This is a genomic window from Halomonas sp., from assembly GCF_041689495.1.
Taxonomy (GTDB): domain Bacteria; phylum Pseudomonadota; class Gammaproteobacteria; order Pseudomonadales; family Halomonadaceae; genus Halomonas.
Genome location: NZ_JBDNGD010000546.1, coordinates 1 through 1,410, shown reverse-complemented (window position 1 = coordinate 1,410; position 1,410 = coordinate 1). Strand labels below are relative to the sequence as shown.

The 1,410-nt window shown below is 60.5% G+C and carries 2 protein-coding genes; both read right to left on the bottom strand.

The genetic code is table 11. The features are described 5' to 3' along the window. Positions 1-25: 25 nt before the first annotated feature. A complete protein-coding gene (locus tag ACESMD_RS15760) occupies positions 26-889 on the bottom strand; it encodes a 23S rRNA (adenine(2030)-N(6))-methyltransferase RlmJ (protein WP_372614837.1) in 864 nt (287 codons plus the stop codon). Between the two features lie 113 nt (positions 890-1,002). Further along, positions 1,003-1,410, bottom strand: a 408-nt coding sequence (locus ACESMD_RS15755) for an OmpA family protein (RefSeq protein ID WP_372614835.1), incomplete at its 5' end; no start/stop codon positions are given.

Sequence of the window (1,410 nt, the reverse complement as noted above, 5' to 3'; positions counted from 1 at the left end):
TTCTGCATCGGCAAATAGCCGTGTCCTATTCCTCCACCCACCAGCCACTGCTGTAGCGGCTTGTCGAACCCAGCACGGGGATGATCGAATCCATGGCGGCCGACAGGCGCTGCTCAAGTCTCCAGGGCGGGTTCACCACCAGCATGCCACTCCCGTACATGCCGTGCTCCCCTGAGTCAGGATCATGAAGAACCAGTTCACTGCGCCAGATCTTGCGCGGGCCGTCATCTCGCAGTGATTCCAGCAATACCCGATGGCGACCCGCCGGCAACAAGGGATACCAGACCAGCACGAGCCCATGGCGAACCTTGCGCATGGCCGACAGAACGGCATCCGCCACCTCGGCATATTCGGTCTTGCGTTCATAGCTGGGATCGATGAGGACGCAGAGCCGTGGCGTCGCCACCGGCAATCGTTGTCGTAGTCCCTGGAGCCCATCCCCATGAATGTGTCGCACATTATCCGGCAGCGGCAGGCCTGCCAGATGGTCATGCTCGCCGGGATGCAACTCGAAGAGCATCAACCTATCCTGGGACCGCAAGCGATTGGCCAGCCACCAGGGGGAACCCGGGTATTGGTCAAGACACTTCCCTTCGGCCGATGGTGCGCCGGACTGCGCCTCCTCCAGGGCGCCAAGCCAGGCGTGGAGCAAGGGATCCCGGATAAGGGTCTCCCTTGACCGCCACAGCGGCATCACGCCGTTGCGGTACTCCTGCAACTTGTCGGATGCCTCGGCCGATAGGCGATAGAGGCCCCGACCGGCATGGGTATCAACGAAGGTGACAGGCGAATCCTTGCGCAAGAGGTGATCCACGACGGCAAAGAGCGTCAGGTGCTTGTGAACATCGGCAAAATTGCCGGCATGGTAGGCATGCTGGTAGGAAAGCATGGTCGATATCCGTGAATCGGCAAGGAAAAGGGCCCGCCACACCAAGGTGGGGGCCCTTTTTATCAGTAAAACCCAGCCATCAGTAAAACCCGGCCTGGGTCCGCTGAATCGGGTTATTGCTGAAACTGCGACTCGATCGGTGTCAGGGTGATCTCGACACGACGGTTCTGGGCACGGCCCTGTTCGTTCGCGTTGCTGGCGACCGGCTGGCTCTGCCCATAGCCCGCCATGTTGAGACGAGACCAGGAAACTCCGCTCTGTGCCAGGTAATTACCCACGGATTCAGCCCGGCGCTCGGAGAGGGTCTGGTTGTAGGAGGCATTACCGGTACTGTCGGTATGTCCGGCGATGTTCACCCGGGTGTCGGGATACTGCTGGAGGATCTGGGCGACATTGTTGAGGGCACTGCGGGCACTGTTGGTCAGTTCGCTGGAATCGAAACCGAAGGTCACGCTGCTCGGCATGTTGAGAACGATATCGTCTCCACGACGATCGACCTGGATGCCCGTGCCCTGGGTGCT